The organism is Streptomyces sp. NPDC006733 (genome assembly GCF_040636125.1).
Lineage (GTDB): Bacteria > Actinomycetota > Actinomycetes > Streptomycetales > Streptomycetaceae > Actinacidiphila.
In genome coordinates this window covers 37,535-64,041 of the sequence record NZ_JBEYJD010000044.1, presented here as the reverse complement: position 1 = coordinate 64,041, position 26,507 = coordinate 37,535, and the positions used below count along the sequence as shown (strand labels likewise).

The following is a 26,507-nucleotide window of genomic DNA, read 5'->3' as shown; positions in this document are numbered from 1 at the left end:
CGACGGCTGCAGCCCGTCGTGATCGTGCCGTTCCTGGGGAACCGGAACGCCACGGCGGGCGGTGGCCGGCCCGGCAACAGGGGGGAGGGGTGGGTGATGTGAGCAAGCGTCATGCCGCCGAAGATCTGCCGGTAGAGTGCACAGGACCATCGGGACCGGCCGGGACGACACCGCCTCTGAACTGCGGGGATGTCCGGTCCTAGCGGGAGACGAAGGGACGGGGCAGGCCGTGGGACGCTGGAAGCCACTACCGCCGTCGGTGCCGCCGGAGCTGGCCCGGCTGGTGGTGCAACTGCGCATCTTGAAGGACCGCAGCGAGCTGAGCCTGACGGCCCTCGCGGCCAAGACCGCGTGCAGCAAATCCGCCTGGAACCGCTACCTCAACGGTCACACCCTGCCCCCGCGCCAGGTCGTCGCCGCCCTCGGCCATCTGACCGGGGCCGACCCCGACCGGCTGATGGCTTGGTGGGAGCGGGCGGACACCGCGTGGAACCACCACGACGCCCTCCCCGCACCCCTCTCCCCGCCCGCAGCGGCTACGCCGGCGCCCGCAGCGCAGCCGAGCGCCCCGACCCCGGCCCTGGACGAGCCCCGCGCGGTGCAGCCCGTCCGCCCCCGCTACACCCCGACCCGCTGGGCCACGACAGCCGGAGTCACCGCCGTGGCCGTAGTGGCGGCCCTGGTCGGCACCTGGCTCCTCGGCAGCCACGACAACCCCCAAGGCGCCCCCGCGCACCGGTCCGCCTCCACACCGAATTCCTCCGCGCCCGGCTCCGGACCGTGCCGGGCGGACACCTGCCGGGGCCGACTGCCCGCACCCGCCTTCTGCGAACGCGACGCCACCACCGCCGCCAGCCTGCAGATCGGCTCCGTCCACATCGAACTGCGCCACAGCGCCCTGTGCCAGAGCGCCTGGGGGCGGCTGCTCAACGCCGGCCCGTACGACCGCATCACGGTGACCAACGACCTCGGCGACAGCGCCACCGCGAAAGTCCGTTCCGACAGCACCACCGTCACCACCATGGTCGGCGTCCCCCCAGGGCATCACGCTGTCGTGTGCACCCGGCTCAACAGCCAGCACGGCGAACAGGGCTGCACTCCTCCCATGACGAAGCAGTAAGAAGGGGCTGGTCGACGGGCCGCCCCGAGAGCCCCAGGGCGGGACCCGGCGATGCGAAAGGCCTGCCCCCGGATGCGGGGGTGGGCTCCACATCAGCGCCGCGGTGCTTGCCTACCGGGAAGCCGGAAGCCGATCTGGCTCTTGGCAGTGCTGGCCGCGCCGGATTCGCTATCCGGTGCAGGGAGAAACAGTGCGCAGCCGCCTCGCGGAGGGGAGACCACGGCCAAGGAGCGAGGGCTCAGGCGCTGCGCTTGCGGGCGTGCCCGCCCCCTCGCACGGGATCTCTCCGCCGACAGGAGGTCAAGAAGCCTGTGGACGGCGGCGGGGCGCGATGAGAGCCAGGGAGCGCTGCCGTGGCGGTAGCAGCCTACATCCAGGCCATCCCGGTCGAGGGCAGTCGACACCCCCCGCTGGACCGCATGGTCCCAGCCCCCAGCGGGCATCGCGCCCCGTAGCAGGCGCGTATCCGTCTGCTTCTGCGAGAACGCTCTACGAAGGAAATCCCGAAACGCGCGCATCGGCCTGGAGATCTTCTCCAGGCTGTTGGACATGGATGCAGGGACAGCAGCAGTTCTCGGCGCGGTGGTGGGTGCCGTCGGCACAGGAAGCGCAGCTTTCTGCACCGCTTGGTGGGCCGCCCAGAGCGCCCAGCGTCAAATCGGAGCACAGGAGACCCAGGCACTGCGGCAACTACGCTTCGATCACGTCCGGGATCGACGGGGACCTCGAAGCGAGGCGTATTCCCATCTCGTTGTACAGGCCCAGAGCCTGCTGCGCGAGCTTGATGCCACGGAGACGGGGCCGATGATGATGCTCACGAACGCAGACCGGGAGATTCTGGGAGAAGGGGTACAGCAGCTCTATTGTTCGGGCGCTCGCGTCGCGGTAGAAGGCCCCGCGTCGGTTGGCCCGAGCGCCGACGCTCTCGTATCCGAGGCGGCGACCTGCGTACGCCTCATGATGGCGCTCGAGCGGTTCGCGGCCAGTGACGGTGCCGATACCCCCGCAGCCGAGTGGGACGCCCTCGCCGCTCCTGCCTATGACAGCAAGCGCCAACTCATCGCGTACTTGGACACCTTCGTCGACGCTGCACGGCACGCGCTGGAAGAAGACCGACCCAATCTCGAGTAGGACTGCGGACCATGAGATGGCCCGGACGTGCCCGGCGGTGGTCCTTGTCGAGCGCCGCGCAGCCCAACAGAGGCCGAAGCCCGGGTATTTTCTGCGCCCGCAGACAGCCGTCTCCTCATCCCGTGGGCGGGCGCTCCAATTTGACCCGGGACGCGAGGCAGCCACCTCGTGGCCCAGGAAAGACCTCCGGAGACCGCGGGGCATCTTCCGCGCGCGTATTGCCTGTCCCGACAGGTTGCGCCACTGACACGATGCCCTTCCTGCACCATGCGACAGAAGCGACGGAGATGACCCACACCCCAGCGGTTCAATGGCTGCGCACACTCGCTCACGAGCGCGCGTTCGGACGCCCGCTCGGATCCGACCGGCTCCTCCAAGCGGGCCTCGATGCCCTCCTGGCCGACGTGGAGTCGCCCTCGCTCGCGCTGCTTGCCGGCCTCGGCCGCAACGAGGAGTCGGAGGCACTGGAACCGATCGTCCACTTGGCTCTGCACGCGGCCGACTGGAACGAGAACTGGAGTCCTTCGCTCGCCGAAATCAGCGACGATGTCCTGCGGGCAGCCCGCGAACTGCTCAGCACCCGATCGTCAACGGATCCGGAACTTTGACGGAGTCAGACAGACGCTGGCTCGCACCCTCGTCGGAGCCCCGGCCCCCGCAGTACGCCTCCCGTCTGTTCGATGCCCAAGAGCGCGAAGCTTCGGACGAGGAGATCCAGCAGATCAACGCCCGCACGCTCAAAGGTACTTTTACGCCGAGGACAGCCGCAGGTGGGCTGAGCCCGGACTTCACCGATGTGGAGCGGCTCGACGTCGAGCGGTGATCGCCTGCCCGTGACCGGTACCCCTGAACCTGTGGTTCAGTAGCTGCCTCACACCGCCAGGACCCGGTTATCCGACCATACCCAGAGCAGTTTGTACTGGCTCGATCGCGTATTCGCGGGGCAGCTCGTTCGGAGAGCCGGGAACCGTGGGTCCGTTTCCCATGGGGGAGTGCGGGGCGAGGGCGAAGCTCGGACCAGAGCTGCTCCGCGGGAAGCCGCGGGTGGGCGCAACTCGTTACCGTTCGGGTATGGCGTTTCCCACCGCGCGGTTCGAAGGATGTTTTCCCGAGCTCTTCGGCTTCGTGCTGCTCGATGCCACCGGGCTCGACGGTATCGGTGACGGCAGCCCCATCGGCAAGAATCTGCTGGAGCTGTTCAGTACGAGTGAGCGGGGTGATCAGGTCGTACGTGACGGCATCGCGATTCCGGCGCAGAAGATTGATCCCGGCTTCTACACCGTGCTCGTACGCCACGCCCGGAGCCCTGCCCCGTGGCAAGACCCCAAGGTGTCGTCCGCCGGGTGGGTGCTGCACGTCCAGTCGGGCGAGCTGCTGCTGTGCGGCCTGGGCTACCTCACGCAGTGGACGCCGGACCATCCCCGGCACCGTCGCATGTGCGTACCACCCGGCTGGTATGAAGTGGAGATTCGCGGATACGTCGTGGACCCCGATGACCCCGACGACGCCGCCTACGAGTTCGTCCTGAGCGGTCCGACCGGCACCCGGCCCACGTTCTGCGCCCACCTCGACGACAGCCTCAACGTCATCGACAGCGACTGATCACCTCGGACCGAGCCGTCCAGAGCGCGAGGTAGGCGCGCCGGGCGGTGACCGGGGCGTGCCACCAGTTGCGGGTGGAGGTCTCTGCCGCGCTCCATCGCGCGCTGGAGCTTCGCATGAGGGGGAGTGGCAGCTCGCTCAGGAAGAGGTCGACTTCCACGTCGGATATGCCGTCGCCGTCGCAGGTCAGGCTGTGGCAGTGGTGGATGTCGGTGGTCAAGTTGTCGACGGCCCCCGGGGACCGCGTGGCGGAGGGCGAGGAGAAGGTCGAAGGTGGCTTCCGCTGCAGCCAAGCCGGCGCTGGTCATGCCGGCGCGCAGCTGGCGGGCATGCTCTTGTCGCCCGGGGATCTGGCTGAGTCCTGGCTCAGGCGGGACCCGATCACGCACAACGCGGTGGGTGAGCTCGGCGTGGTGAGTACCGGTCGCGTGCCGGGGCGGGGCCGCTCGTGCCCTGGCGTTGGCCGGGCTGGGTGAGATGAACTCGGCCCTGGAGGCACCGCGGGTCGGCGGCCGGGCCATGGGGCGGCCCCAAGTTGGGGGCGGCCCGGGCCCGTCCGGCGGGTGCCGGGTCGAGGGCTGTCAGGGTGCCGAGACGCTAGAGACGCTCCTTGCGTTCCTGTGCAACGACGGCCCAGTCCGTTATGGGGTGTGGTTCAGATAGCCCGGAGTTGGGTGAGCAGGCGCAGGGTGTCGGCGTTGAGCCAGTACTCCACGAACTTTCCGCTTTTCATGCGAAGCGTGTCGTTGCCGGTGAACGTGACCACCGTTCCGAGTTCTGCTTTCGCTCCGGGGAAGCCTCCCGCGTAGGTGCCGGTTGCCGTCCAGCGCAGGGACGCGTAGCTGCCGTCGACCAGTGGGCCGACTTCCACGGTGAAGTGCAGGTCCGGGAAGGGTGCGCGAATCTGGCGGATCATACTCACCAGTCCGTCCACCCCTCGGATAGAACTGCCGTCGCCGCCGTCGAGCAGGGCGGCGTGGACTTGGAAGGCGGGCGAGGTGATGCCCGGGGCCTGCTTGTAGTCGCCGTTCCAGAGCCGGACCCACGAAGCAAGCATCGCCTTCGGGGTCTTCGGGGCCGCCGTGTGGTTCGCGGCGGCCGTCCGGCCAGGTTCTGGTGCCGAGGACGCGCTGGCCGCGGCGCCCGGGACGGCCAGGGCCAGAGCCGCGATCGCCACGGGGACGATGCGCCTGGTCCGGCGGAGCCTGTCGGCGACGGGGGTAGGGAGGTTTCCGGCAGCGGTCATGACGATCTCCATGGGTTTTATGCTGTCGTGTTAGTTAGAACCTATAACGGCGAGAGGAGGGCGTCAAGACCGACGAGGGGGTCCCCGGGGCCCTGCACGCAGTTCCAGAGGCTGCTGTCGCAGGCGCCGCGTGCCTGTGCACGGGCAGAAGTCGGCGGGTGCTTTGGGGCGGTGCCGTCTCTGGCGGGCCGCCGTAGCAGGGGGACTGTGGTGCAGGCCCAGCCACAGGGCAGCGATGTTCCCGATAGACACCCCAGCGACCGGTGGGTGCGCCTCACCATCCGCTCGCCGAGCAACGGCGGCAGGGTAATCACCGATGCTGTCCGCCCACCTGACGGTCTCGGTGCCAACGGGTGGGTTCGGAGCCGTCGGTGACCGGGCCGGGCGCGCACTGCCGGAAGCGGCCGGGGTCGGGGGCCAGCCGCGCGGTCCGCAGCACTGCGCAGGCGCAGTTTGTCGGCTGAGGGTCCTGGACTCGAGCGGTGGTGTCTGCGCCGGGTCGTAGGGTGCGGGCATGGCTGAGACTTTCGATCTTCATACCCGGCTGTCGGCAGTCTTGGGCGAGTGTGCACAGGTCTTGCCGTTCGTTGCCGACTTCGCGGCCTTTTGGCAGCAACCGCTCCAGACAGGGGACGGTTGGAGCGTGGCGCAGGTGGAGGCCGCCGAGCGGCGCCTGGGCTTGGCTCTTCCCGCGGCGCTGCGTGCGGCTTACCTGCTGCTTGGGCGGCGGGGTGACCTGACGAGCAATTACGACACCCTGCTCAGACCCGACGAGCTGCACGTGGTCGACGGGGCGCTGGTGTATCGGGTGGAGAATCAGGGCGCCGCGTGCTGGGGCATCCGGCTGGCGGACCTGGAGCAGGACGATCCCGGTACCGTGATGCGCCTCGATCTCGCCGATAAGGCGCAGGAGCACTGGGTGCCCTGGGAGTCAGGCTTGACCGTGGCCTGTATCGAGATGGTCATGTCCGAGACGGTGCTGTTCGCCGGCGGGTTCACCGACTTCCTGGAGGCGGATGCCGATGAGGCCGGTGTGGTGGGGCAGTTCCGCCAGCTGCCGGTGGTGGGACGCGACGTGCGATGGTTCGCCGACCCTGATGTTCTGATCCGCGAGGTGGACGGCATGTGCCTGCACGTCCGGGCCCGAACGAAGAGGGCCCTGGAGCAGTTGCGTGACGCGGTCCCCGGGGACTGGTTGAACGGCTGATTCCTCGAATGGCCTCGGTGGGGACTCGCCCGGCGTCACCACCGGGGAATGACCGGCTGCGACGCCGCGGGTCAGATCGCGGTGGGGAGGTGATGTGCTGCTGCGAGGCGTGCGAGCGTCCGAAGCTGCGCGAAGTAGCCGGCGCAGTAGGCCGACGTGATCAGGGGAACGATCCTGTCGAGGTCGGCGATGCACGCCCAGAGGGCGGCGATACCGTCATCGTCGAGCCCACCGTGCAGTTCCCGGTGGACGAGGCCGGCGGCGTCGGCATCCACGAGGATCAGCTCCACACTCCCGATGTTCACGCCGCGAAAGCCATCGGGGTACAGGGCACGCCGATGGTCCTGCCACAGCGCGGCGAGTCGCTCTTCAGGCGCTGCGCCGCTTCGGTGGGCAGCCGTCATCGTTGCCGTTGCCGTTGCCGTTGCCGCTGCCGGTGAGTGCAGGAGCAGGCCGACGGCAGCGAAGACGGCCCCCACCAGGGCGACGCCTTGGGCCTGTCCGAGGGCGGCACTGGACGCGGTGCCCTGGGTGAGCTGGTCACGCAGCAACCGGCTGCGGTCGAGTTCGGTGGCGAGGCGAGATGTGATGAGCCCCGTGTCGGCAGCACGCTCGATCAGGTGCTGCAAGGGCTCGTCGACTGCCAGACGCTCGGCGAGGACGTGCTCGAGGGCGAATAGGCTATGCGTGACCGCGGCGGTGGCGAACTCGTACTGGTAGTACGAGTGACGCAGGAGTTCGCGGGAGGCTTCCAGCGCGCTGGTGACGTACATCGATGCGCCGTCAGGCAGGACGAGATCGGCCACCAGGGCATGCATGTCGGCGTAGTCGAGGACGATGTTGCGCCCCCGCGGGTCGGGTACCGGCAGCAGGGGCGGGCCGGGCAGCGGCGGCAGGATGGTCACCCGTGCAGTCTGGTGGTCTGAAGGTCTCGGTGCCAACCAATTTGGTTCGGAGCCGTCAGCGCCTGGGTGCCGCACACGACTCTGCCAGCCCGGTCCGAGCTGAAAGCACCAGCGCAGTACCGATCCGAGATCTCCATGACTGTGGTCCGCTCGTGCGGGCTTGCAGTGGAAGGCCGACGGGCTGCCGGCAAAGGTTCGACTCGGAGCGTGGGCGTCATCGGTCGAACGGCTCGCCGATTCCCGGCGCGCCGTGTGCGGCTGCGGCTCCCGCTTGTGCACCCCCCGTCCCGGACCCGCGCGGAGCGAGCTGAACCGGCGCACACGTCAGCTGAAGCCCCGCTGGGTGAAGGCGCAGCCCCCGCGGTCGGCAGGGGACAGAGCCGTTCGGGAAATCCGTCGCGGAGCCTGCCGCAGGTACTGGCGGAAGCCGGCGGCGCGGAACGTCAGGTCGAATGCGTGGCCTTCGATGTGCCAGCGGGGCATGTGCGAGAAGTTCGGGCGCGTATCGCCCGACGTCATCCGGTGCACCGCGTCGATCTCCAGGTCCAGCGTCAAGCCCGTGAAGTCGAGGTCGCCCACCAGGTCGAAAACACTGTCGAAGACGAGCGTCGCCGGGGAGACCCAGAACGCAAAGCGGGTTGCGGGTGGGACCGGGTGGACCCAACGGACGATGTAGTCGAGGTCGAGCAGCAGGCTCGGCAAAATGTCGCTGGCCGGCTGGACGGACAGGCCGTGGATCGTGGCGTCATGCCAGCCCATCAGGTCGAAGTCCGCGTCCCTCCAGACGCTCTTGGAGAGACCTGACTGTTGATGACTACCGTGGCCCATACCCCGATCCAACCAGACAGCGGAGCGGAGGTGGTACGAGGGCTTCGGGTCGCTGGTCCAACGCGGCATCGGCAACCTCGCCGCCGCCGACCTCGCCCAGAGCACCGCAGCTGTCGAGCACCGCTTCAGGCAATCCAGTACCGCTCACACCTGGTCGACGGCTGCCGCACCACTACCAGGCTCACTCTGAACAGCTGACCAGTTTGGCCCCTTCAATTCCAGCGGACATTCCCCCTCCGTGGCCGTAGCCGTGGTCGACGCACCTGATCATCAACCAGGGCCGGCCTGCCATGGCGCTGCCCGGAACGCCAGCCCCCGCATGAGGGTGTCCCGCACGCTCGCCTTCAGGTGCCGAGCCCACGGCGGGTCGGTCTCGCCGCGCATCGTGCTCCAGCAGGCGAGGGCGTAGCCGTACTCCCGGGGGCTCAAGTATCCCATTCGGTGCAAGGGCTCGTCCCTGCGGCCGGTCAGCATCCGGTCGGTCATCTCGCCGACCGGCATCACCGAATACCCGGCCGCCTTCACGTAGTCGTCCGCAGCGTTGGCCGACAAGACACCCATGCCGAGGTGGACGGTCACCAGGTCGGTGAGCCGCTCCTCCTCGCTGTGGGCGATGTTCAGCCCGGCGACGCGCCCCTCGCCGACCAGCCGGGCATGCGCCAGCTCGTGCGCGACGAGCCCCGCGAACGAATCGGGCCGGGCGGCCACGCGGCGATCCAGTTCGATCACTGCCCGGCCGAGCACCTTGCGGTACTCACCGACCCGGTGCTTCCTTCCCTGGACCTTCTCCGGGGACTCCACCAGCAGCACACCGATGCCGGACACGTCCGCGCCCATCACCGCGCCGACCCGCCGCACCAGCAGCTCGGCCTGCTCCTGCGTGCCGGTGAAATCCGCGGGGACGAAACCGGGGAGTGCGATCTTGCGCCGCGCAGTCGCGGGCCCGAACTCCTCGGCGCACCACCGCAGCCACCGCTCGGTCCAGGCCCGTTGCTCCTCCGATACGGGACACGCTCCAGGAGAATCGGTCCGCAGCCACGGTTTCGGGCCCGTCGTGCTGATGCCGACCGGCGGACGATCCCCACCACGCAACCAGTCCGCCATGCGGTCCGGCACCCATCCGCCCATCACACCCCCAGTGATTCCGCGGGCAGCCTCGGCTGTCCTCGCGTCCTGATGTGGGACGTGTCTCGATCCCCGACGGTTGCGCCAGCCGGGCCGGTCGGCACACTTGGCCACGGTTGTTGGAACTGAACGCTCCAGTGCGGGAATCGATCTTGAGTTTAGGCTGCGGCGGAAATGGTCAGACGTTCGTCGCCGGTAGCTGGTAGAACCGGGTCCCAGTGGCACCTGAGCCACGAGGCTTGGGGAGCGCTATGCCGGGACCGGCAGTTGGACTGTGGCTCTTCGAACTACGCGAGTTCGCAGACATCCTGGCGGAGGTGGTCCCGTGGTTGGAAACCCTCTGCAGTCCCGTGGAGACCAATGCCGGTGGCGACGTGGATTTCTGGGTTCGAGACGGCCAGGCTTTGGGCCTGCGGGCCTTCGATCCAGCCGGCGTCGGCGTGTTCTTCCTGTCCGAGGACGAGGAGATTCCTGCCGAGGACGAGGACTACTCGGCTTTCTCACGTCCACCGGTGCAGGGGCTCATCGTCTGCGCCGGCTGTTCGGGCCCGGTGAACCACATGCTGCTTGGCCGTCTGACGCTCGCTCTCGCACGCCGTCTGGATGCGCTGGTCGACTTCGATGGCCCGCTCGGTAGCCGCCCCGCCGGGGGAGACGACACGGGAAACGAGGCAGTCCTGGCCCGGGCGAGAGCTTTGGGGTCAGCCCTCCCAGGAATGCTCGCGGAGGTCTCCTATGACACCGGCGGCAGTGGGCGGTGGCTTCGACAGGTCGGAGACGTCGAGTTTCCGGAGGCCTGGCTGCAACATCCCGACTTCATATGGTCAAGTAGCGCCTCGGTGTCGATCTTCTTGGCGAGGGTGCCGTTAGCCGGTGGGTTCCGTGGCGTCGTCGAGATCTCGGGGCCAGATTCTGCAGAGCCACGGTGAAGCGAGTCAATCCGTGGTCCTTGATCCATGGGTCAACCCGGCCTGGTGGCCGCGAACTGCCCTCCGGCGGGGTGGACGCCCCGGAAGTCGGCGGTGCCGCCCATGGAGCCGCGAACCGCTTGCTGGACGAGGAGGATGGCTGCGAGGCGGCGCACGGACTTGGGGGCCTGCGCCGACCTGGAGTGGAGCGAGAAGTTTCTGGTACCAGCACTGTTCGAGGAAAGGGGGAGAGCGTTCAGGCCGGTAGCGGCCGGAGGGGCCGTCTCGGACCCGGCTGCGCAGCTCGTCGTGACGGAGCCCAGGGGGCTTGCCGCCGCGCCCTGTCCTCGCCGGCGGTGTTTCCCTCCGAGGCCGAGGGGCTGACCAGGCGGGAGGTCGATGTCGTCCGGCCCCTGGCAAAGGGGCTGAACGACCGGCAGGTGGCGCGCGGAATGGTTGTCAGCCAAGCGACCGTGAAAACGCACCTCAACCACGTCCTGGCCAAGCTCGCACGGGGCGCCCGCGGGTCGCTGATCGCCTGGGCCTGGCGCTGCGGCCTGCTCGACAACACCGAGCCGTAGCCGCGCGGATCTCCACCCAGGGTCCACCCGTGGGTTGAAGAGGTCCGGGGCGCGTCGGCGGATGCTCGAAGACATGACAACGACCGACTGGTTCATCGACCTCGCGCTCCTGCTCATCGTCCTCCGCCAGCTGCACGAGGAGCGGCTGACCACCCGCACGGTCCTGCTCCCGCTCGGCATGATCGCCTGGGCCGCCGGCAGCTACCTGACCGACATCCCGACCGCCGGCAACGACGTGCCGCTGGCCGTGCTCTTCGCGGCCACCGGAGTCGTCCTCGGCCTCGCCGGAGGTCTGCTCACCCGCGCCCGGCACGCCGACGGGCACGTGCTGATCAAGGCCTCCCGCAGCGCGGCCGCCCTGTGGATCATCAGCATGGGCTTCCGCCTGGGCTTCGCGGTGTGGTCCACGCATCCTTCCGGCGCCGCGCACCTGACCCGCTTCTCCGCCGCACACAGCATCACCAGCGGTCAGGCCTGGGTCGTCGCCCTGCTCCTGATGGCGGTCGGCGAGGTCATCGTCCGTCTGGGCACGATCGTCGTCCGCGGCCGGCTGCTGCAGGCACGGGCCGACTCCCCGGCGGACCAGCCGGCCCAGCGCCCGGGCGCCTACGTCTGAGCCGCGGAACAACCCGCAGCACGGGCCTCGACCCCCGCACCGAACCCCCAGCTCATCCCTGCGCAACACCCCACCCCGACAGACTCCCGGAGGTCCCCCATGTCCGCATCTCCCCGCACGCCGCGTGCCCGCACCCGGAGGTGGCTGACCGTGGCCGTCGCCACGGTGGCCTTTGGAGCAGCCGCCTGTTCGTCCGGCAGCGGGAACGTGACCAGCGCTTCGAGCAGCCAGTCCAACACGCGGGCCGCGACCGTGACCGCCACCGCGGCCGCGTCGACCACCGTCCCGCACTCCGCTCCGAGCGGGCCCGGTGCGTTCCTCGGGCCGGTGCGCCAGATCCCGGTCAACGGCATCACGATCGGCTACCGCCAGTTCGGCTCCGGCCCCGACCTCATCATGGTCATGGGCGACACCGGCACCATGAGCGACTGGACGGTCGACCTGCTGAGCCGGCTCGGACGGCACTACCACGTCACGATCTTCGACAACCGGGGTGTCGGCTACACGACCGACGACACTTCGATCCCCGACACCATCGCTCTCATGGCGGACGACACCGTCGCCCTGATCAAGGCGCTGGGCCTGCAACACCCCACACTGCTCGGCTGGTCGATGGGCGGCGAGATCGGCCTGACCGTCGCCGCGCTCCACCCGGGTGCGATCAGGGTGCTCGTGAGCACCGGCGGGGACCTCGGCGGCAGCCAGGCCATCAACACGCCGCCCGCCGTGGCCCGGGCGCTCAACAGCCCCCAGACGACGGGGCCGCAGATGCTGGACCTGCTCTTCCCCGCTGCCGCCACGGCCGCGCGGACCGCGTACATCGAGCAGCTCGGCCTGATCCCGCCGGAGAAGGTGAGTAACCAGACGCTGCTACGCCAATACCAGGCCGGACAGGCGTACGCGTCCTTCGAGGGCACCTGGGACAGACTGCCCGACAGCACCATCCCGATGCTGATCACCAACGGCTCCCTCGACAAGATCACTCCGCCCGGAAATGCGCGCATCATCACGCAGCGGGCCCAGCACGCCAAGTTGGTCCTGTTCCCCGACGCCGGACACGCGATGCTCGTCCAGGACTCCGGCCGGTTCGTCTCCCTGGTGACCCAGTTCACCAAGGCGTCAGGCATCGAATAACAGCCCACGGCGGACGGCGACGGCCGGTGAGGCGAGGAACGCGCGGAGACGGCCGCTGGTGGTCGCGGCGACGTGCCCCCACTGAGCCCTCGCTGACCAGGCCATTCGGGAAGGGCGGCCCATGGAGACCACGGCCCCCCGATGCGGGTCGCCCACCGGACCAGCCAGCCCACGGCCACGGCTCCGCCCGGGGCGCAGACGTCGATTTCTCCAGGCCGTTCACGAGGGCCAGGGAAGCGTTCTCCGGTTGCGGGCCGGCGCGGCGGGCAGCCGTTCTGGTGACGGTGGTTAGCCTGCTGGTCGTTCCCTGGGGTTCCTCTGGCGAGGCTGTGGAGGGAGCTCGTCGTGGGGATGATCGGCTTGGTGGAGGAGTGCGCCGGGGCGGGGCGGGTGCTCCAGGTGCGGGTCAGCGACAACTACGGCACCCCGCCGGTGGATGTGGTCGCCGGACAGGCGTTCCACCTGGAGGTGGACTACCTGCCCGTTGCCGCGCACGACCCGATCCAGATGACGGTGACCGCGGTGACCGCCCGGGGCACGTTCCCGCTCGTGCGCGGTGACGTCGGCCGGATCCCGCAGCCCGGGGTGGCCTGCATGGCGATCCACCCCATCATCGTCCATCCCAGCTTCGCGGGCCAGGACCTGGTGCTGCGCGTCGAGCTGGGCTCGAACGGTGTCACCGAGGCGTGTATCAACCTCCCGGCCCGCATCGTGGCCCCGCACAGTGACCGGTACCCCGGACGGGGCACAGCCCGGCCGGGTGCGGCGCAGACGAGGCGCGGGAGCAGAAGCCGGCTGAGGCCGGGGGAGAGGCGGCGCTGTGATCAGGCCGCACAGCCCCCCATGGCGATGTCGGCACGCGCACCCGCCGTCGCTGCTGTCACGGCCCCCGGAAACTACCGGTCCCTCGCCGCGGCCCTGCCGGAGTGCACGAACTCAGCCTTCCCCGGGCCCCGTCTGCATCAGGGGGCCGTCCTGCCAGGCCCGGGGTCGGGAACCGCAGACGGGGCAACGACATGGGTAGGAGGCGGCCCCAGGGCGCGGGTGGCCCTGGGGTGTCGCCGGATCAGATGACGATGCGGTCGAGGTTGGGGCCGGTGCCCGCCGTGTTGGCGATGACAAGGGAGTTGGTGCCGGCCTGCAGGGATACCTGGACCTTCAGGGTGACGACGGTGTTGTAGTCCGGCGTCGCCGGGAAGTTCACCGTCTGGGTGGCGCCGTTGACGGTCACGGTCGCTTGGTGGACGCTGCCGACGCTCATGAAGTAGATGGTCATCGGGTAAGTGCCGGCGGCGGGTGCGGTCACCGAGTAGGTGGTGCTGCCCAGGAAGCTGATCTTCTTGCCGCCGGAGCAGTGCGCACAGCTGGTGACCGTGGTGCCGGTGCCCAGGGTCGCCTTCTCCGCCTCGTAGGACTTACCGGGGGACGTGGGCGGAGAGGTGGTCGGCGTCGTGGTCGGCGTGTCCGTCGGGGTGGGCGTGCCCGTCGGCGTGGGGGTGGGCGTGCCCGTCGGTGTGGTCACCGGGCCCACCGTCTTGAGGAAGAGCGACGGACCGCTGTCGGTCCGGGACGCGTCGACGCCGTGCCCTCCGGTGTAGTCCTTCTGCTCGTTCTTCGCCCAGTCGGCGATCGGCGTGCCGCCCACGTCGAGCGGGTGGTAGGCGCCGCCGGACGGGCCGGCCACGCCGAACTGGTAGATCGTGTTCTTCAGCGGGTAGTACGGCTGATACGGGCCGCCGGTGGACAGCTGCTTGGTCATCGTGTTGTCGAAGAAGACGTTCTGCGGTCCGGCCGCGCCCGACCACTTGATGCCCTTCTGACCTGCGGTCCAGTAGATCGGGTACCAGTTCGAGGTGTCGGGTGTCGTGCCGGCGCCGCCGTCGTCACCGCAGTTGGACCGGCAGTTGCCGGCGCGGTGGTCGTAGGGAACGGCCTGCGTGTTGAGCTCGATCAGGTTCCGGCGCTCGTACCCGCCGTGCAGGTTGAAGTCGGAGTCGATGTCGTTGCCGATCGCCACGTTGTCCGACGCCGACCACTGGAAGGTGAAGTGCCGCAGGTTGCGGGTGACGTTGTTGGCGTAGAGCGAGTCCCAGACCCGCGAGCCGCGGAAGTAGCCCCGGCCGCCGGCGCCCTTGTTCCAGGAACCGTCCAGGAAGTTGTCCTGGATCTGCACGTTCTTGGCCTGTTCGGTGACGATTGGGTGCGAGCCGGTCATGTACGTCCGGACGCCCTGGACCCAGTCGTTCACGGCCCACTTGAGCACGATGCCGTTCATCTCGGCGTGCGGGTCCATGTTGCCGTAGTTCTGGACCGAGGCGCCCTGGTTGAGGTTCGCCATCGGCTGGGTCAGGTAGAAGTTCTCCAGGCCGACGCCGACGACCGGCTCGACCAGCGGTGAGGCCTTGCTGGCGTAGACCGTGCCGTCGATCGGCGCCGAGCCGTCGGAGGTGGAGTCGATCGGCATGTCGTACTCGAGCGGCTTGTCGACCGTGACGGTGTGGTTGGTGGCGTCGACCGCGCTGATCGTGAAGATCTGCTGCCGCATGTGCAGGTTCGCTTCGGGGAACGTCGCGCTGACCGCGTCCATCGACTGGTAGAACTTCTGCGAGTTGGCGGCCATCATGTTCACGAAGCCGCCGACCTTGAGACTGGTCATCTTGGCGTTGTTCGCCAGGTAGACGACCGTGTCGTTCTGCCGCGCGGCGAACGTGGTCTCGCCCGGCTTGGCCCGCAGCTTGACGCCGGCCTTCCAATGCTGGTTGATCGAGCCGAGGAAGATCTCCTTGCGGTTCGCCGGCGCGGCGTTGTAGTCCGCCTGGTAGGACGGGTCGACCGTACGAGAACTGACCCGGAACAGGCCGGTGCCGGGCCACGCCCAGCCCATCTTGCCGCTGCCCGAGGTCATGTTGTCCCCGTCGGAGTCAGTACCGTCCGGGGTCAGGGTGTCGTACAGCGTGTTGGCGTCCGGGCGGTACTCGAAGGACGTACCGGTCGTCGGATCGCTGCCGGCGCCCCGCAGGATCGTGTAGTTGGCGTCCACCGCGATCTCGTGGGAGACGTTGAGAACACCGGCCGGGAAGGAGAGCAGCGACAGCTTGGTATACGAGCCCGTCGGCGAGCACGCGCTTTTCAGCTTGTCGATCGCGGCCTGGATGCCGTTCGTATCATCCTTGCCGTCGCTGGGCACCACACCGTAGGTGGAGGCCAGTTGGGACGGTGTGATCTGGCAGGACGTCGACGGGTTGATCTCGGAGGCGCCGGGCAGTGCCTGGCCGCCGCGGTAGCCGGCCTTGCTCCAGTCGGGCAGGCCCGGCAGTGGGGCACGGCGGTTGGCCGCCGACAGGTCGAGGGCCCGCTGCACGGGCACGGGAGTGACGCCGGGGGGCACGGCGGACGCACCGGCGGTGCCGGCGGTGACGCCGGTCCAGCCGGCCGCCGCGACGCCGGCGGCCAACAGGGCCAGGGTTCCGCCGAACGCTAGTCGGCGTTTGCTGTTCGATGGCATGGGGTGTCCCAACGCGAGGGGGCGGAGGCAGGGGTCGGGGACTGCAGGGCTGGACGCGGTGCTGGACGCGCGGGCGGCCCGTTTCGACAGCGGCGCCATCGGCGGGTCGAGGTGAGGCGCGCCGTGTTCCGGTGGCTGGGGCCGGGAGGGAGGCGCCCGTGCCAGGTCCCGGTTGTCCAGGCAGCACGGGAAGCCGCAACGGACGGAAACTGCTTGTGCGACCCGCTGGTCCGGGAGACCACCCCTGCTCGCGGGAGCGGGAGCGTGTCCTCGGCCGCCGTCCCGGCTCCCGGCGGGGGGTGTGCGTTCGATCGGGGAGGCAACGTCCTTGGTCTGGGCATGAGCTCGGCGGCACCTCCTCGGAGTGGGAGATCGTGTGGTGGGCTCGCACGTGCTCCGGGCGAGTGGACCCGAGGGATAGTAAGGAAACTTTCCTATCGGGCGTGTCGCCCAGAGTCTTCCCGGGTCCCTGTGCTAGTCAAGAGGTTGAACACATTTCATCTATCTGAACGCGCTCCCGCCGTAGGTGCGGCCCTTGCCGTGATGCGGATGCCGTCGGCGTTGCCACGGTGAAAGGCCGGGTGGCCACCGCGGTTCGGAACGTGGGAGGTCGAGCGTGGAACGCGGCGGCGGTCAATTATTAGGAAACTTTCCTTCCGGACTTCTTGACGGGCACTACCCGGGAGGGATTGACTGCGCGCCGCGGGGTCAACTCCTTACCACCCGGCCCGGCGCCGCTTCCCCCACTCGTCAGCTCGACCCAGTGCACAGTGCGTTCCCGAACTCCGTCCGCATGCCAGGCGGTTCCGTCAAGGCACCGGATACCGCAGCTCCCCTCGCCGGAACACCGCTCTCCGTCGGCTCTGTCGAAGCTTCCGCACCGCACCGCACCGCATCCGCACGGCACGCGTTCCGGTCCCGCGACACCGGGCGGGGAAGCCGGCCCCCTGGGGTTCGCCCCCGTCCGATCACCTGGAGGACATCCGTGACATGGTCACCACTCACCAAGGGGCTGCTCGCCTCCGCGCTACCGGTGGCAGCGGTGGCGATGAGCATCAACGCGACCGCCAGCGCCAGCCCCGGGGTGACGAGCACGTTCCCGGCCCACTACGCCGCGCCGTACCTGGAGCTCTCCGGCGACACGGCCGGCGACATGGCGGCTGACATGAAGGCCACCGGGCTCAAGAACTACACCCTGGCCTTCCTGATCCCCAAGTCCGGGTGCACTCCGCAGTGGGAGGCCGGCAACAGCGCACTGAACGCCTTCACCCCCCAGGTCAACGCCCTCAAGGCCGCCGGCGGCAACGTCATCATCTCCTTCGGCGGCGCCGAGGGCGGGGAGCTCGCGCAGACCTGCACCTCGGTCTCCGCACTGACCGCCGCCTACGCCAATGTCGCCAGCACCTACGGCATCACCCGGCTCGACTTCGACATCGAAGGCAGCACCCTGGGCAACACCGCGGTCAATACCCGCCGCAACCAGGCCCTGGCCGCCCTCCAGGCCCAAAACCCCGACATCGAGGTCGACTACACCCTGGCCGTGGATCCCTCCGGCCTGGAATCCGACACCCTCAACCTCCTCAAGGACGCCAAGAGCAAGGGCGTCAAGGTCAACCTCGTCAACATCATGACCATGGACTTCGGCGACGGCGAGAACGCCCTGGACGACGCCCTGTCCGCGGCCAAGGGCACCGCCGCACAACTCGCCGGTCTCTACGGCATCACCACCGCACAGGCCTACGGACGCATGGGCCTCACCCCCATCGCCGGCAAGAACGACGACGACGAGAACTTCACCCAGGCCGACGCCGCCACGCTGGAAGCCTTCGCTGCGACCAACGGCGTCCAGGAACTGTCCTTCTGGGAAGTCGACAGCTACGACAAGGCGACCGGCTACGCCTACTCCCGGATCTTCAACAAGATCACCGGTGGCACCACCCCGCCGACCGATCCGCCGACCACCCCGCCGTCGGGTGGGAACAAGTCGTACGAGGCGGAGGCGTCGTCGTTGGCCGGTGGCACGACGATCACCAGTTGTGCGCACTGCTCGGGCGGGAAGAAGCTGAGCTATCTGGGCAGCGGTGGCACCGCGACGTTCAACAACGTCACCGAGGCGGCTGCGGGCAGCTACACCATGAGGATCTCCTTCATGAGTGTCGGCCAGTCCCGGACCGCGGTCGTCACCGTCAACGGTGTCGACCAGACCGTCAGCTTCCCCGCGACCCCCGACTACAACACGGTGGTCACCAAGGACGTCACCGTGCAGCTCAAGGCCGGAAACAACACCATCAAGTTCTCCAACCCCTCGGCCGGAGCCCCCAACCTCGACCGCATCGTGGTCTGACAGCCGGGCGGGTGCCGGAGCCAGGACCACCAGCGCGGCCGGCGCAGGACCCACACGAGGACCGCCTCCGCTCACGATGGCGAGTCGGTTGTCCCCCGGAAGTACCGATCTGGCAGGCCGATTGATGAGGCGGGGCCACGACGCGACGAGAGTCGCGCCCGCTGCGACTCGTCAAGAGGTTCTCCCGACACACAATGGAGGTCCCCCACTCTCATGTCATCGATCCGTACGCGCCTCGCGGTGGCAGCCGCCGCAGCCACCGCGCTCACCATTCCTCTCGTCGTCGGCCATGCCGACGCCGCCACGACATCCGCACCGGCGGCGGCCCCGGCCGCGACCTCCTACACCGCCGCCCAGGTGCTGGCCGGCATCCAGCAGAACTCGACGGCGGCCAACAAGGTCAACACCAAGCCCCACATCAACACCATGACCCACGCCGACGTGAACGTCTACCAGGTCGCTGCGGGTGTCTACACCTACAGCTCCGGCATGGCCATCGACACCGACGGCAGCGACCCCGACCCCGACCCCGACCACCAGGGCTCGACGACCTGGGAGGACAGCAACGGCCAGGCGCTGGGCGCCCACCGGGTCCCCTTCTATGTCCTCGGCGACGATTGCTGGGACCGCAAGTCCCCCTGTCCGCACTTCTTCTACCAGGAACGTGGCATGTCAGGGCGCCAGTTCGCGCTGATGTTCTACAACGGCAAGGTCATCGGAGCGATCTTCGGCGACACCCAGACCGCCAACGACCAGAACACCTCCGACAACGACTCCCGCGAACTCGGCGAGGCGTCCGTCAAGGCAGCCCAGCTGCTCGGCATACCCAGCAGCGGCACCACCGGTGGCGTCGACAACGGCGTGACCGTGGCGATGTTCTCGGGTCCGTCCTGGGTCGTCAACGGCACCAACTCCAACCTCAACGCCAACGCTCAGGCCCTGGTCCAAAAGGCCCTGGACACCCTCGGCGCCAGCATGAACGGCGGAACCCCGCCGACCGACCCGCCCACCACACCGCCGACCACCCCGCCGTCGGGTGGGAACAAGTCGTACGAGGCGGAGGCGTCGTCGTTGGCCGGTGGCACGACGATCACCAGCTGTGCGCACTGCTCGGGCGGGAAGAAGCTGAGCTACCTGGGCAGCGGTGGCACCGCGACGTTCAACAACGTCACCGAGGCGGCTGCGGGCAGCTACACCATGAGGATCTCCTTCATGAGTGTCGGCCAGTCCCGGACCGCGGTCGTCACCGTCAACGGTGTCGACCAGACCGTCAGCTTCCCCGCGACCCCCGACTACAACACGGTGGTCACCAAGGACGTCACCGTGCAGCTCAAGGCCGGAAACAACACCATCAAGTTCTCCAACCCCTCGGCCGGAGCCCCCAACCTCGACCGCATCGTGGTCTGAGGACCCATCGCCAGGTCATGACCGGTGGCCGTGGGGGCCGCCGGTCATGACCGTCACCGTCAAGGCGCCGAGAGCGTCGACAGCGAACGCCACCCCCGCGCGAAGTCCACGACCGCGGGGCGGTGCGCACCAGATCCTGACCCACCCTCCATGGGCCGACTGCCGGTCGCCGAGTCCGGCATCACGTCGGCGAGGCGGGCGCTGCTCAGCCGCCTCGCCGCCCGCTCCCGAACAGGTCGAGTCGGCGGAGGCGATCCGGTGTTCGGTTCTGCTCCGCGTGCGGCGGGAACGCAGGCATGATGTGGGCCATGACGCACACCGCCCGCCGGATGTTCGAGCTCTTGGAGCCGATCTGCCTGGTCACCTTCATGGCCGACGAATGCAACGAGGAACTGGCCGCACTCGGCCACCGCACCTACTGGGACGGCTACTTTGCCAGCCGCGCCGCGCCCTTGGGGCGGGTGCCGGCGCAGGTCGTGCACGCGGCCTTCTACAACTTCGCCGACGGAGAGGCCGCACGGCACATCCCGAGCGCGTGGGAGACGATCCCACCCGAGGCGTCGCTCGCCGCCCGCGAGCGGGGCAGCGCCGCCTCCCTGCGACGGATCCTCGGCGACGAGCTGGCCACGTCCCCGGGCCTGGTGCGCGCCGCCGACCTGACCACCCGAGCCGCAACGAGCGCGCCCACAGAAGGTCGCGTGATGTACGCCGGCATGCGCACCCTTCCGGTGCCGAGCGACCCGGTCGCCCGACTGTGGCACTCCGCGACCATGCTGCGCGAGCACCGCGGCGACGGGCACATCGCAGCACTCGTCGGCGCGGGCATCGGAGGGACCGAGGCCCACGTGCTCTCCGCGCTGGAGCAGGGCATCCACCCGCCGGAGTCGTTCGGGCGCGTCCATCACCTGCCGAAGGAACGGCTGGCCGCGGTCATGAACGGCCTGCGCGAGCGCGAGCTCGTCGACGCCGACGGCCGGTTCACCGACGCCGGCCGTCAGACCAGGCAGCGCATCGAAACCCTGACCGACGAACTCGCTGCCCCGCCGTTCGCCGCCCTGTCACCCGCGGAACTGGAGGAGCTGGTTGCCGCGCTCGAACCCCTCACCGCCAAGGTGGTGGCGGCAGGCTCCCAGTGACAAGCCGCACCCGGCAACACGAAGAACCCGCCGTCGTCGACGACGGGTTCTCCGCCCGGCGGCCGCAGCCCGAGGTACCCGATCCCGGGCCTACGCAACGCCGGGCCGGCGTGCGTCTGCGGGCCGCCACGCGGAGCCGGCTCCGGCTCTGCGGGGGGCACCGTCCCGGGCGTCCACCGACCGATAGGCAAGCCCAGTTCCGGCAGCCAACAGGGGTGCCCCGTCGCTGCGATGGCGCCGCCGACCGCGCCGCCGTGGGGTCCTACAGGAGAGGTGAGGCGGTGATGGCTGGGGGACCGACGCGGTGTGTACGACGACCGGGACGCGGTCAACGGCCCAGACGAGGGCGTCGCCGCAGTCGCGACCGTGGCCTTGCGCGGGCCCACGCCGCAGTCCCATGCCGCCCAGGCCGGAACGTGGCGGCGGAGGAAGGCGCGGAGCGGTCCTGAACGTCCTCAGAGACTGGCGATGACTTCCGCCGACGTCATGGGAAGCGAGAACATGGGGTAGTCGTAGGCGATCGCGTTCTCGTGCTCCTCCTGCGACGTCGCGGCGACACAGTCCGTCACGGTGATGACGCGGAAGCCGTTCTCGTACCCGGTGCGCATCGTGGACTCGACACAGCAGTTGGTGAGGAAGCCGCCGAGAATGATCGTGTCGATGGCCTTGTTCCGGAGGATGAAATCGAGGTTCGTGCTGGCGAAGGTGTCGAGGCCGCGCTTGCCCTCGATCACGATGTCGCCTTCGGCCGGGACGAGGTCCTCCACGATGGCGGCACCCCAGGTGTTCTTGACGAAGGCCGAGCCCTCCACGACGCCTTTGAGGATCCCGTACGGGTGGGCGGACAGTTCGCCGTAACCGGCGGCGAAGGTGATGGGCGCGTGCATGATGGTGACGCCCGCGCCGCGAGCAGCTTCGGTGAGGGCCACGGTGTTCGCCAGCATTCCGGTCTTCTCCATGACGCCGGACACCGCGTTGTGGAGCGCCCCGCCTTCGCTGGTGAAGTCGTTCTGGTATTCGATCAGGACCAGTGCGGTCTTCGCCGGATCGAGGCGGAAGGACTCGGGCATGACGGCTCCTTGGTGAGCGGGGTACTCATCAGCGACAGGACCAGCTTGCCTGACGCGGGGCGACCGGACAGGGCTATCCGCACCATTCGTTCCGTACCCCGGGAGGAAACGGCTGACGGCGCCGGACAGGGACCGATCGGCCGCCGCGGCCAGGACCGGTGCGGGCGGCGCGCAGGATCCGCGTGGTCGCAGCGGGGTGGAGCGGGCCGCCCGGCGCGGGGGGTCGCTCACGCCCCGGCGGGCTCCCGTTCCGGCGGGACGGCGGCGGGTCGTGCGATCCCGGCGAGCACCGCCTGCACCTGGTCGGCGAGGCCGGCGGTGGCTCGCAGGCGTCCGGCTTCGTCGAGGTGGTCCTCGATGGCCGGGATCGAGAGGGTGTGTGCGGCGGGGCGCAGGCCCACGCGGGCGAGGACCGGTCGGATCATCTCGACAGCCGGGGCGCCGCCGGAGGATCCGGTGCTGTAGCTGATGAGTCCTACGGGTTTGTCCTGCCATTCCCGGTAGAGGGTGTCGATGGCGTTCTTCAGGGGTGCGGTGAAGCCGCCGTTGTACATCGGCATGACGAAGACGAAGGCATCGGCGCCGTCGATGAGGGCGCTCCAGTCCTTGGTCTGCTGGTGCACGTAGTGGCCGTCGGACGGAAGGCCGGGCTCGTCCAGGAACGGCAGAGCGACCTCGCCCAAGTCGATCAGGGTCGGTTCGAACGCGTGCTGGGCGGCGGCGAGTTCGGCGATCCAGCGGGCGAGGGGGCGGCCCGCGGACGTGGTGCGGGTGCTGCAGGAGATGATGTGCAGGCGCATCATGCTGGCTCTTTCGTGGCAGGGTCGGACGGTTGGTGGGGGCGGCGCCGCTTGCGGGAGGGCGGGGGCGGCGCGGGTGAAGTGACGGATGGCGGGTTGCGCCAGAGGGCCGATGACGGCGGAGTACACCAGCGTGCCGATGCCCACCGTGCCGCCGAGCAGCCAGCCGGCGGCGAGGACGGCGACCTCGATCGCCGTGCGGGCGGTGCGCAGCGAGACGCCGCGTGCGGCGAGTCCCGTCATCAGCCCGTCGCGCGGTCCCGGGCCGAGATCGGCGCCGATGTAGAGGCCGGTGGCGAGGGCGTTGAGCGCGATCGCGGCGAGCAGCACGCCCAGGCGCGGGGTGGTGCCGTCGATGTGGGGCAGGACGCGCAACGCGGTGTCGGCGACCATCCCGACGAGCAGGATGTTGCAGAGCGTGCCGATGCCGGGGCGGACCCGCAGGGGAATCCAGGCCAGCAGGACCAGGGCGCCGACGAGGTTGACCACCCAGCCGAACGACAGGCCGGTCCAGCGGGAAAGGCCCTGGTGCAGGACGTCCCAGGCGGGGACGCCGAGATCGGCGGCGACCATCAGCGCGATGCTGATGCCGAACAGGACCAGACCCGAGAGCAGTTTGACCAGGCGGGCCATGGCGCCTCCATGTGGTTGACGTGTCATCTATAACCGTAGAGACAGGTACGTGACGTGTCAATCATCTGCGGGTAGGCTGGGGCCATGACCGAGGAACCCCGCTGGCTGACCGATCGCGAACAGCGTGCGTGGCAGGCATACCGCAGAATGTTTCTCCTGCTCAACGCCCAGCTCGCCCGCGACCTGGGCCAGGACAGCGGCCTTTCGGAGCCCGACTACGACGTGTTGTCCTCCCTCGGCGGCAGCCCCCGGCATCGGCGGCGGATCAGTGACCTCGCCGACCACATGCTCTGGTCGCGCAGTCGCCTCTCGCACCACCTGGCGCGGATGCAGAAGCGCGGTCTGGTGGTGCGCGAGGAATGCGACACCGACGGCCGCGGAGCGATCGTCGCGTTGACCGAGGAAGGGCTTCGGACACTGAACGCGGCAGCGCCGTTGCACGTGCGGTCCGTGCGCAGACACTTCATCGATCTGCTGGACCCCGACCAGATCGATGCGTTCGCCTCCATCGGAGAACGCGTCGTGGACCAGCTCACCGACCCGCAAGGCGGGCAATGACGCCGGCCGGCCCCACGGCGCTCAGCACCCGCTGGTGCGTCCAGCGCCACTGGGACGCCACGAGGATATCCGCGCGCCCCTGCTCCGACTGCGTCAGCAACCGCGCCTGACAAGACCCCTGATACGCGGGGCTTCCCCTGGCGAGCTGCTCCTTCCACCGCGCGGATATGCGATCTGTCGACCGCCGCCCAGGAGAAGTCCAGGGCGTTGTCATGACGGAGTTCGGCAAGGAGAACGTCATGGAACCGGGGGCCGCGCCCCGGCCTCGGTCCACTCGGACCGGCGGCGCCAGCACGACGTGCCCGCGCCGAAGCCGACGCTCCCGTGGCAGCTCCTCCCGGACGATTCCGGTGTCCGGCCCCGGGGGACGCGGCCGACGGCACGGCGCCCGGCAAGCCCGGCGCGGAAATCGGGGAAACGTCCGCGCCGAAGTGCGATGACTTCGGCCCGGGTGCTTCGTCTGATCTGGTGAGAGCACCCGAGACCCGACGAGCCCGAGGAACCCCTCATGCGAAAGATCAGTGCCGGATTGTTCATCGCCGCCGACGGCGTGGTGGAAAGCCCGGACCAGTGGCATTTCCCGTACTTCAACGATGAGATGGGCGCGGCTGTTGGCGCACAGCTCGGCTCGGCCGATACCGTGCTGCTCGGCCGTGTCACCTACGACGTGTTCGCCGACGCCTGGCCGGGCCGGGAGACGGCCGGCGGCGAGGACGCCCCGATGGCCAAGGCGCTCGGCGACGCGCGCAAGATCGTCGTCTCGCGCTCGGCGTTGACGTTCACCTGGCGCAACTCCGAGCAGTTGCAGGGCGACCTGCTCGAAGGCGTCACCGCACTGAAGCAGGAGAACGGCGGCCCGATCGGCATGTCCGGGTCGATCTCGGTGGTGCGCGCTTTGCTGGCCGCCGGGCTCATCGACGAGCTGCACCTGTTCGTCCACCCGATCGCGGTCGGCAAGGGCCTGCGCCTGTTCGGAGCGAGCACCGAGCCCCTCTTGCTGAGACTCCTGAGCAGCACCACGTTCACCACCGGCGTGCTGCACACCGTGTACGGCCCAGCCGGTCAGTGATCCACCGATCCGGCGGTCCCACGAACGGCCGGCGCCGCCCGCGGGAGGTGCCCGGATGTGACGGCCGGGCCCGAGCGGGGGCCGGGACGCGGTCGTAGACAGGCCCAAGAGTCAACGGGTGCGGCGGGGGATACGGATCGGGCCGCGCTGCCCCACCGTCGCTGCGCCGCGGCCACGTTCGGCCCCCCCGCAGATCCCGATACGCACGGGGCTGGTCGGCGTTCACCCCCAAGGGCGGGCGCCCGACCGGGCCCTGCGGCGCTCCGCTGTCGCGGGCCCGGCGGACGGCCTCGCGTGGCCGGGCGGGCACCGGAAAAGGTAAGGACAAAGTATAGGGAGCTGGTAATTTCATACGCTCGAACCTGTGTTGTAGCTGAAGGACTTTTCGTGACGATGCATGTCCCGCCCGGCAGTCAGGAATCCACGGATCCGGTGCCGGCCGGGCACAACCCCTGGAGCCCCCCGCCCGCGGGACCGGCCGCCGCACCCTGGCCGCTGCCTCCGTATCCGCTGCCGCCCCAGCAGCCGCGCAATGCCCTGGGCATCGCGTCCTTGGTGCTCGGCGTGGCCGGTGTCCTGCTCGGCTTGGCCATCATCCTGTTCTGGATCTCCTGGCTGCCGGCGCTGCTGGCCGTGATCCTCGGCCTGGTCGCGATGAGCCGGGTCCGTCAGGGTCGGGCGACCAACCGGGCCATGGCGGTCGCCGGTGTGATCCTGGGCGGGGTGGGCCTGCTGATCGCGGTCGGCGGGGGAGCGTTCGCCATCACGAAGGTGCGCGACATCGCCCACGACGTCCGCGAGCAGGCGGAGCAGGACCAGGCCGATGCCGACGCGGCGGAGAAGGCCCGGCACATGGCGTTCGGGCAGAGCTACACCTTCCGGGACGGGCTGAAGGTCACGGTGGCCACACCGCAGCCGTTCGTCCCCTCCGAGGCCGTCTTCGGTCACGCCAAGGGCAACAAGGCCTTCGAAATCACCATCACCGTCGTCAACACCGGGACCCAGCGGGTAGCGGTCGAGTCGATGCCCTATGTCGACGACGCCACCGGGGCTCCGGCGCAGTGGATGGTCGACGGCAGCGGACGGCAGAAGGTCGTCAGCGACTACGTCCTGCCCGGCCAGCAGGTCGTGGGAAAGTACGGCTTCTCGCTGCCACCGGAGGCGGCCGACCGGATGAAGGTCCGGTTCTCCCCGATCATCAAGCGATTCCCGTTCGCCGACTGGTCCGGCCCCACCGGGTCGTAGGACCCCGCCGCGACGCGCACCGGCTCCTTGTCGCGCACGTGCACCCACAGCAGGTCGACGCAGCCGGCGCCCCAGCGCTTGAGGCGGCCTCCGCCGAGGCGACCACGGTCCTGCGGCTGTCGCCCGTTCGGGAGACGTCCGGCTGGCGCGCGGCTTTGAGGCAGAACGCGGTGCCCAGGACGAGGTGATCACGATCGGCGGAGACCAGCTTTCCGGTCAGCTCCTCGGCCCCCCCGAACTGATGGCCGTCCGCGCTGTCGAGGACGGTGCCGCCCGCCTCGGCGAACCGGTCGAACCTGCGGCGTGCCGCGTCCGGCTCGGCGCCGGCACCCCAGCG

The 26,507-nt window shown here is 69.3% G+C and carries 24 protein-coding genes; 16 read left to right on the top strand and 8 right to left on the bottom strand.

All coding sequences use genetic code 11. From position 1 onward, the window contains the following. The first annotated feature begins 229 nt into the window (after positions 1–229). The 5 genes from ABZ721_RS31900 to ABZ721_RS31880 all read left to right on the top strand — a co-directional run bounded on the left by ABZ721_RS31900 (position 230) and on the right by ABZ721_RS31880 (position 3,853). A complete protein-coding gene (locus ABZ721_RS31900) occupies positions 230–1,120 on the top strand; it encodes a helix-turn-helix domain-containing protein (protein WP_358792246.1) in 891 nt (296 codons plus the stop codon). A 549-nt stretch (positions 1,121–1,669) separates the two neighbouring features. After that, positions 1,670–2,251, top strand: a complete 582-nt coding sequence (locus ABZ721_RS31895) for a hypothetical protein (protein WP_358792245.1) — start codon at positions 1,670–1,672, stop codon at positions 2,249–2,251. 251 nt (positions 2,252–2,502) lie between these two features. Next, positions 2,503–2,859 carry a hypothetical protein gene (locus tag ABZ721_RS31890; RefSeq protein WP_358792244.1) on the top strand — a complete coding sequence of 119 codons (357 nt, stop codon included), beginning with the start codon at positions 2,503–2,505 and terminating at the stop codon, positions 2,857–2,859. Further along, on the top strand, positions 2,856–3,074 hold the full coding sequence (locus ABZ721_RS31885; protein WP_358792243.1) for a hypothetical protein: 219 nt from the start codon (positions 2,856–2,858) through the stop codon (positions 3,072–3,074). The genes ABZ721_RS31890 and ABZ721_RS31885 overlap by 4 nt, the downstream gene beginning before the upstream one ends. A 248-nt stretch (positions 3,075–3,322) precedes the next feature. Beyond that, positions 3,323–3,853, top strand: coding sequence for a hypothetical protein (locus ABZ721_RS31880; RefSeq protein ID WP_358792242.1), 531 nt, complete (start codon positions 3,323–3,325; stop codon positions 3,851–3,853). On the opposite strand, the gene ABZ721_RS31875 is transcribed toward ABZ721_RS31880, so the two are convergent. After that, positions 3,837–4,073, bottom strand: coding sequence for a hypothetical protein (locus ABZ721_RS31875; RefSeq protein WP_358792241.1), 237 nt, complete (start codon positions 4,071–4,073; stop codon positions 3,837–3,839). The two genes, ABZ721_RS31880 and ABZ721_RS31875, sit on opposite strands and share 17 nt — an antisense overlap. Before the next feature lie 435 nt (positions 4,074–4,508). Continuing rightward, positions 4,509–5,111, bottom strand: a complete 603-nt coding sequence (locus ABZ721_RS31870) for an ester cyclase (RefSeq protein WP_358792240.1) — start codon at positions 5,109–5,111, stop codon at positions 4,509–4,511. Positions 5,112–5,613: 502 nt separating this feature from the next. On the opposite strand from ABZ721_RS31870, the gene ABZ721_RS31865 reads away from it, so the two are divergent. Next, positions 5,614–6,306: an SMI1/KNR4 family protein gene (locus ABZ721_RS31865; RefSeq protein ID WP_358792239.1), complete on the top strand. Its 693-nt coding sequence runs from the start codon at positions 5,614–5,616 to the stop codon at positions 6,304–6,306. A gap of 71 nt (positions 6,307–6,377) precedes the next feature. Here ABZ721_RS31865 and ABZ721_RS31860 read toward each other — a convergent pair whose 3' ends face one another. The 3 genes from ABZ721_RS31860 to ABZ721_RS31850 form a co-directional block, all read right to left on the bottom strand. After that, positions 6,378–7,211, bottom strand: a complete 834-nt coding sequence (locus ABZ721_RS31860; protein ID WP_358792238.1) for a hypothetical protein — start codon at positions 7,209–7,211, stop codon at positions 6,378–6,380. A gap of 324 nt (positions 7,212–7,535) precedes the next feature. Further along, positions 7,536–8,039 carry a hypothetical protein gene (locus tag ABZ721_RS31855; protein WP_358792237.1) on the bottom strand — a complete coding sequence of 168 codons (504 nt, stop codon included), beginning with the start codon at positions 8,037–8,039 and terminating at the stop codon, positions 7,536–7,538. A 270-nt stretch (positions 8,040–8,309) separates the two neighbouring features. Next, complete coding sequence (locus ABZ721_RS31850) at positions 8,310–9,143, bottom strand: hypothetical protein (RefSeq protein ID WP_358792236.1); 834 nt, start codon at positions 9,141–9,143, stop codon at positions 8,310–8,312. Positions 9,144–9,415: 272 nt separating this feature from the next. On the opposite strand from ABZ721_RS31850, the gene ABZ721_RS31845 reads away from it, so the two are divergent. From ABZ721_RS31845 to ABZ721_RS31830, 4 genes are all read left to right on the top strand, one after another. Then, the gene (locus ABZ721_RS31845; RefSeq protein ID WP_358792235.1) at positions 9,416–10,093 is read left to right on the top strand and encodes a DUF6368 family protein; all 678 of its coding nucleotides are present in this window, start codon (positions 9,416–9,418) and stop codon (positions 10,091–10,093) included. Beyond that, a complete protein-coding gene (locus ABZ721_RS31840) occupies positions 10,090–10,653 on the top strand; it encodes a helix-turn-helix transcriptional regulator (protein WP_358792234.1) in 564 nt (187 codons plus the stop codon). Before ABZ721_RS31845 ends, ABZ721_RS31840 begins: the two co-directional genes overlap by 4 nt. A gap of 73 nt (positions 10,654–10,726) precedes the next feature. Continuing rightward, complete coding sequence (locus ABZ721_RS31835) at positions 10,727–11,269, top strand: hypothetical protein (protein WP_358792233.1); 543 nt, start codon at positions 10,727–10,729, stop codon at positions 11,267–11,269. 99 nt (positions 11,270–11,368) lie between these two features. Then, positions 11,369–12,403 carry an alpha/beta hydrolase gene (locus tag ABZ721_RS31830; RefSeq protein WP_358792232.1) on the top strand — a complete coding sequence of 345 codons (1,035 nt, stop codon included), beginning with the start codon at positions 11,369–11,371 and terminating at the stop codon, positions 12,401–12,403. 1,066 nt (positions 12,404–13,469) lie between these two features. Here ABZ721_RS31830 and ABZ721_RS31825 read toward each other — a convergent pair. Further along, positions 13,470–15,908, bottom strand: a complete 2,439-nt coding sequence (locus ABZ721_RS31825; RefSeq protein WP_358792231.1) for a CBM35 domain-containing protein — start codon at positions 15,906–15,908, stop codon at positions 13,470–13,472. 985 nt (positions 15,909–16,893) lie between these two features. On the opposite strand from ABZ721_RS31825, the gene ABZ721_RS31820 reads away from it, so the two are divergent. The 3 genes from ABZ721_RS31820 (at position 16,894) to ABZ721_RS31810 (ending at position 20,795) form a co-directional block, all read left to right on the top strand. Next, a complete protein-coding gene (locus ABZ721_RS31820; protein WP_358792230.1) occupies positions 16,894–18,252 on the top strand; it encodes a CBM35 domain-containing protein in 1,359 nt (452 codons plus the stop codon). Positions 18,253–18,465: 213 nt separating this feature from the next. Continuing rightward, complete coding sequence (locus ABZ721_RS31815) at positions 18,466–19,659, top strand: glycoside hydrolase family 75 protein (protein WP_358792229.1); 1,194 nt, start codon at positions 18,466–18,468, stop codon at positions 19,657–19,659. Positions 19,660–19,967: 308 nt separating this feature from the next. Further along, on the top strand, positions 19,968–20,795 hold the full coding sequence (locus ABZ721_RS31810; protein ID WP_358792228.1) for a MarR family transcriptional regulator: 828 nt from the start codon (positions 19,968–19,970) through the stop codon (positions 20,793–20,795). A gap of 455 nt (positions 20,796–21,250) precedes the next feature. Here the strand turns inward: ABZ721_RS31810 and ABZ721_RS31805 are convergent, their stop codons facing one another. Together ABZ721_RS31805 and ABZ721_RS31800 are read right to left on the bottom strand one after the other, a co-directional pair. Further along, positions 21,251–21,865, bottom strand: coding sequence for an isochorismatase family cysteine hydrolase (locus ABZ721_RS31805; protein ID WP_358792227.1), 615 nt, complete (start codon positions 21,863–21,865; stop codon positions 21,251–21,253). 227 nt (positions 21,866–22,092) lie between these two features. Beyond that, positions 22,093–23,298, bottom strand: a complete 1,206-nt coding sequence (locus ABZ721_RS31800) for an NAD(P)H-dependent oxidoreductase (protein ID WP_358792226.1) — start codon at positions 23,296–23,298, stop codon at positions 22,093–22,095. Positions 23,299–23,382: 84 nt separating this feature from the next. On the opposite strand from ABZ721_RS31800, the gene ABZ721_RS31795 reads away from it, so the two are divergent. From ABZ721_RS31795 to ABZ721_RS31785, 3 genes are all read left to right on the top strand, one after another. After that, a complete protein-coding gene (locus ABZ721_RS31795; protein WP_358792225.1) occupies positions 23,383–23,856 on the top strand; it encodes a MarR family winged helix-turn-helix transcriptional regulator in 474 nt (157 codons plus the stop codon). A gap of 508 nt (positions 23,857–24,364) precedes the next feature. Next, positions 24,365–24,925: a dihydrofolate reductase family protein gene (locus ABZ721_RS31790; RefSeq protein ID WP_358792224.1), complete on the top strand. Its 561-nt coding sequence runs from the start codon at positions 24,365–24,367 to the stop codon at positions 24,923–24,925. 393 nt (positions 24,926–25,318) lie between these two features. After that, entirely contained in the window at positions 25,319–26,170 is an 852-nt protein-coding gene (locus tag ABZ721_RS31785; RefSeq protein ID WP_358792254.1) for a DUF4190 domain-containing protein, read from the top strand. Positions 26,171–26,507: the final 337 nt, after the last annotated feature.